This is a genomic window from uncultured Chloroflexus sp., assembly GCF_937129525.1.
GTDB lineage: Bacteria > Chloroflexota > Chloroflexia > Chloroflexales > Chloroflexaceae > Chloroflexus.
Genome location: NZ_CAKZNK010000118.1, coordinates 1 through 5,225, shown reverse-complemented (window position 1 = coordinate 5,225; position 5,225 = coordinate 1). Strand labels below are relative to the sequence as shown.

Below are 5,225 nucleotides of genomic sequence, written 5' to 3'. Positions count from 1 at the left end.
AGTAGCAAAGAAGAAACAATGGAGTAAGCGATAACAGCAACCGCAGCCAGCAAACCGGCGCCAAGCAATATTTTCCACCCATTGAGAAGAGCAAGTATGTAAGGCTTCAAATCAAATTCATCATCTCCAACGTTGGATAGCATTTTTGGATTTGTTTCCGTCATCTCATTCCCCTTTCCTGTGTTCAGGTCTAGCGCTCATAATAGTATCACACCTCAACGCTTATTGCAAGCTCATGGGGACTCATGAATGTTTCTATATCCCGCATGCAACATTGCTGGTATACTCGCCAAATCGCAGCGCCAGCTTCACCATTGTATGGGAAGGATACGAGACTCAACACCTACTACATCTTACGACATAGCACACATTGCCACACATCGCTGATCATCAGCGGTAATAATGCCCATGGTTCGATCAGATAGCGATTGGCCAATCGTTGCGGTTCACTGAGCAACCGATAAAGCCATTCCAGCCCAATCCGACCCATCCAGCGCGGTGGGGTAGGAATAGTACCTGCTATGTAATCGAATGCAGCACCCACCATAATGGTTGCATTGGCCTCAATACGATCACGATGATCGATTGTCCAGTGTTCCTGACGCGGCATACCCATCCCGACCATCAAGATATGAGGTTGGAAGGAGGCAATGGTGTTCAGCACCCAATCGTGATCAGCCGATTGCAAGTAGCCGTGATGTGTATCAATAACTAACGATGGATACTGTTGTCGCAAGCGCCCGGCAGCTTTTGCAGCAACTCCTGGCTTTCCACCCAGATAGAAGACCCGCCAGCCCTCCGTTGCAGCAGTTGCTATAATTAGGATCCCACCAATCAACAAACGTTATCCGCTGATTACGACGAACAGAATACCCTAGTAGATGATCCCAATAGATGAAGGGCATGCTATCAATATACACAATTCGCGCCTGCGCATAGAGGGCACGCATCTTTGGATCGCGCTGGAATAAGACAACGCTATGTAAATTATGATGGGCAATGATCCAGCGTTCACGGCGCGCGATTGCCTCGGCAATGACATCAATAAGAGCTGGTATTGTCAGAGGATCTACACCTACGCCCAGCAGATCAATACGGTTTATCATAACGAAATGCTCTATATCAATTTTATTGAGAGCCTATTTTTACATTGCGGTCAAGAATAGCCTTAAGACCTTCCGCCATCTCTTTGACTCGCACCGACCAGGTATGCCGTGAAACGATCAGTTCACGGGCTTTTCTCCCCATCTCTGCCCAACGTGCTCGATTATAGTATGCTAACTCAAATGTTTGTATTAACTCTTCCAGACTCGTGCCATTGACAACAAAACAGGAAATGCCATCGGCAAACCCTATCTGATCTGCTTCAACCTGAGAAAGAATGACTGGTTTTGCCATCGCTGCATATTCGAATATTTTAAGAGACGAGCTAGCAAGAATGCCATCTTTTCTCGGATACTGCATACCAAAACATATATCAAATCCTGCGATGTAAGAAGGAACGATTCGCGGCGCAACATTTCCGACAAACCTAACAACATCTGTCAGCCGTAACTCAGTGCATAACTGCTTACACCGTTCAAACATTACCCCATCACCAACCAGAGTATACCTTATATCACAACCTCTGCTTTTCAATCTGCTAGCAGCTTCCAATAATAAGTCTATTCCGTGCCAAGGCATGAATGAACCAACAAAACCAATCGTAGGATCAGTGAATTCCCGAATGGGTTGAGTCTGTGAGGGATCAAAGATATCAGTATCAACCGCATTAGGCACTACCAGAATTTTTTCACGAGCAACACCGAATTCTCGACACAACGCTCTTGCCAATCCATCGCTAACAGTAACTATTGCATCACACTCGAGACAAGCGCGACGCATCGACTGATACTCGAGACGACTCAAAAATATAGATTTTCGATCGTTCAGAGACTCAGAAAAAAACAACCCATTAACCTCTAAAATCCAAGGAATACCACGACGATGCAGTTTAGTGCCTAGACTTTGAAAAGCGCCATATCTTTCGTACACCCAATCTACATGCAAGAATTTTCTATAACAAATTTCCTGATTTATGATATTCATCCAAATTCTAATCAAATCATTGAACAACAACTTTAATCGAGATTTCGTGATCCTGTCGGTTACTTTTGAAGATGATGGCGATAACATATCACCCACTACATAAGTACAAACCTGCCAGCCATTCATCTGAAATCCTTTGATCACCCCGCGCACGTGAGCGGATGGTCCAGACATTCCTCGCCCCAATATTGTGGATACCATTGGCGATCCGCAAAGATAGGCAAGAGTCTTACCACTGCTGATATCTACTTGACCGTTCGGCAATAATTTCGTCATAGAGATCCTCCAGCTTCTGATTCTGCTTAACCAGATCAAACTCTTGTTCCACCCAACGACGTCCCTGTTCTCCCAGGCTATTGCGCAGATTCCTCTGATCGAGGAGTAGGCCGAGATAGTACGACAACTCGGCGACATTGCGTTCCTCGGCCAGAAAGCCGGTCTGACCATGCACGATTACCTCAGGTATGCCACCGCTACGGAAACTAACCGGCGGCACCTGCATGGCCATCGATTCGAGAAAGACGACACCAAGGCTCTCTGCTTCACCAGTGGGCATTGTGATGCTGGGCATGCAGAAGGCATACGCGCGTTCCAGATACGAATGCACTACCGCGCTGGATTGCGCGCCAAGAAACGTTACCCGATCACCCAGCAAATGGTGCGCCTGCGCCTCGTAATCGGCACGCATCGGCCCATCACCGATAACGGTGAGTCGTAAATCCGGGAAACGACCGCGCAAACGAGCCAGCGCCTCGATGAGAAAAGGTAACCCCTTGCGTTCTATCAGGCGACCGACGTACAGAATGTGTCCCCACTCTGAGCACTGCAGCGCCGGTCGAAAGCGGGACAAATCGATTCCATACCGAATACATACCACCTTTTCTGCCGGCACGCCGTGTCGCGCAGTGACAATCTGGCTGAGAAAATCCGACTGGGTAATGACCCGGCTGACCTGATGCGCGAGCGCGCGTCGGCGCAGCAAGTAGAAGCGATGGGCCATATACGATGAACGCCAGATCGCGGCATCATTCATTGAGACATCGGTACCATGCACACTGACCAGTAACGGCAGCCTCGTCTGCCGCGCAAGTGGTAATGCGATTGCGCCGTATGGAGCAAAGTGAGCATGAATGAGGGACGGTTGTATCCTTTGCAGCCACTGCCAGAGATCGTTTGGAACCCTTCCGAGACCTTTGAATACGAGTTCACGCCACCACCCCGCTGCATCGAGTCGGTTGATCAAATACATCGGCTGATTTGTCGGCTCAATCCGTGGTGGCGGCGGCAGCTTGGCCCCCAGTATAGCGACCTCGTATCGGCTCAGTCTGGCCACTTGATTGTAAACGAATGTTTCAGAAAGAGCAAAAGGCTGATTCCAAAAAGCAAGAATGGTTCGCTGCATGACACTATCTCGAAGCGACATATCTATTCATTACCCAAAAGTAGCAGCATGAGAGCATAATCCATAGAATAGACTTCCCTAAATTTGGTTCTAAAAGTCTTGCTTCCGCAATATTTATGAACAGTAAATATGGAATGAACAGAACAATAAACCATGCGCCAAAGGGTATACCAGGCGTATCGATCAACTTCAGCGAACGCCATAAAACGATAAGCAGAACGATGAGTGTTAACAGTAACCCAACAAGACCAAGTTCTAGCCAGATATCGAGGTAGCCATTGTGTGCCTGTAATGCCCACCCGAAACGTAATCGCATTAAGGCGATGTCTACTTCCATCTCTTGGCCAGTATCGAGCCAGAATGCGCCAAACCCATAACCGAGCAGCGGTCGCTGCCAACCAATCGACCAGAGTGCTGACCATAAGGGCAATCGTCCGGTCAACGATACATCTCTTCCCAACAAACTGAGCAGTTCTGGTAAATTGAGAAATAGCAAACTTCCACCCGGCAAGATGAGACTTGCGCCGAGAAAAGATAACCGCAGGCGATCCCAACCTGAGAAGTAAATTGCCGTTTTAAGGACGAACCAGGTTGTCACTGTAAGAATTGTTACAGCGATCGCAGTTGCCGAACGCGATCCAATGACAAGAACCACTGCTCCGCAAGCAATACCCACCCAAAACAGCCGCCATGGCATAGCCGATACTTGGGTTAGTATTCCCGCGACAATTAACGCCAGTACGCATGTGAGCCCCAGATGATTTTTGTGAAGCGTAATACCTCGCCAAGCCCCCGGATGCGGATATCCCATGACCGACCATTCAGCGCCGACCCCGATACTGATAGCGCTGGCAATGACGATAATGGCCATAGCCGAACCCAGTAAGTAGAGGACGGTTGTCAATGGATAGCGCACCGCGAGCAACAGACCGTAGCATGTTGCCAGGAGTAGCGTGACACTGCGCCGGAACGTCAGATCGGGACTCTGCGACCAGAGCAGTGAGGTAAAAGCCCACCCAACTATCAACCAGAGCAACCAGCCTTTGAGAGCGATAGCGCTAGCAGATCGGGGCTGAGCCAGCAACAATACCAGACCGGCAAAGGAAAACAACAGCACAGCCTGCTGAACGGGATCAGAACTTCTTTCTCCGCGCCACAGTGATACAAACGCGCCTGATAACAGCGTGAATGCTACGACATGCCAGATATATTCGAGCCAGCGCAGCTTGATTTTCATGCCAGTCTACCATCCTTAGAGGATTTACGTGCAACCATTAAGTAGCCACAAGTTAGCCACTGATTAATCTCTTCTATAATCCCATAACGGCTAAGGCTACATGCCAGCGATTGCAATCCTTTGCTAAAGAACGCATTGCCAACAATTCTGCGACGGAGCCAACGCGACACTCCTACATACCACACATTGCGGCAAGCAGAGCAGTCGCCGCGTACCAGGTCGATAGTACAGCGGAGGATCGCAATGGCAAACCTTGCTCACCAGATTGACCATGCGCACAACGATGTTGTGCATAAGCACAAGCATGGCAACAAACACCCCACCCTTTGAACAGATATTCACTACGTCCAGGCCGTTGTCTCGACATAGCTTGCTCAAGCCATAAGCGGTAAAACGCCAGTGATCGAAGGGGGCTTCGTGTATCGGATACAGGAAAGGCACCGACAGAATCAGGTATCCTCCGGGTTTTAGCACGCGAGCCATTTCTTGCATTGCCTG

Annotated in this window: 4 protein-coding genes and 1 pseudogene; all 5 read right to left on the bottom strand. The window is 48.9% G+C overall.

From position 1 onward, the window contains the following. Window positions 1-346: 346 nt before the first annotated feature. The gene (locus Q0650_RS14960) at window positions 347-838 is read right to left on the bottom strand and encodes a WecB/TagA/CpsF family glycosyltransferase (protein WP_298820357.1); all 492 of its coding nucleotides are present in this window, start codon (window positions 836-838) and stop codon (window positions 347-349) included. 290 nt (window positions 839-1,128) lie between these two features. Beyond that, window positions 1,129-2,364 (bottom strand): glycosyltransferase family 4 protein, encoded by a 1,236-nt coding sequence (locus tag Q0650_RS14955; protein WP_298820355.1) that lies wholly within the window; start codon window positions 2,362-2,364, stop codon window positions 1,129-1,131. After that, window positions 2,318-3,511: a glycosyltransferase gene (locus Q0650_RS14950; RefSeq protein WP_298820353.1), complete on the bottom strand. Its 1,194-nt coding sequence runs from the start codon at window positions 3,509-3,511 to the stop codon at window positions 2,318-2,320. The genes Q0650_RS14955 and Q0650_RS14950 overlap by 47 nt, the downstream gene beginning before the upstream one ends. Continuing rightward, window positions 3,495-4,727 carry an O-antigen ligase gene (locus tag Q0650_RS14945; RefSeq protein WP_298820350.1) on the bottom strand — a complete coding sequence of 411 codons (1,233 nt, stop codon included), beginning with the start codon at window positions 4,725-4,727 and terminating at the stop codon, window positions 3,495-3,497. The genes Q0650_RS14950 and Q0650_RS14945 overlap by 17 nt, the downstream gene beginning before the upstream one ends. Before the next feature lie 123 nt (window positions 4,728-4,850). Next, window positions 4,851-5,225: pseudogene (locus tag Q0650_RS14940) on the bottom strand (hypothetical protein); the annotation flags it as partial.

Coding starts and splice junctions, on each gene's coding strand:
- Q0650_RS14955 (WP_298820355.1), bottom strand. CDS start 2,364: ATGACGAAATTATTGCCGAACGGTCAAGTAGATATCAGCAGTGGTAAG.
- Q0650_RS14950 (WP_298820353.1), bottom strand. CDS start 3,511: ATGTCGCTTCGAGATAGTGTCATGCAGCGAACCATTCTTGCTTTTTGG.
- Q0650_RS14945 (WP_298820350.1), bottom strand. CDS start 4,727: ATGAAAATCAAGCTGCGCTGGCTCGAATATATCTGGCATGTCGTAGCA.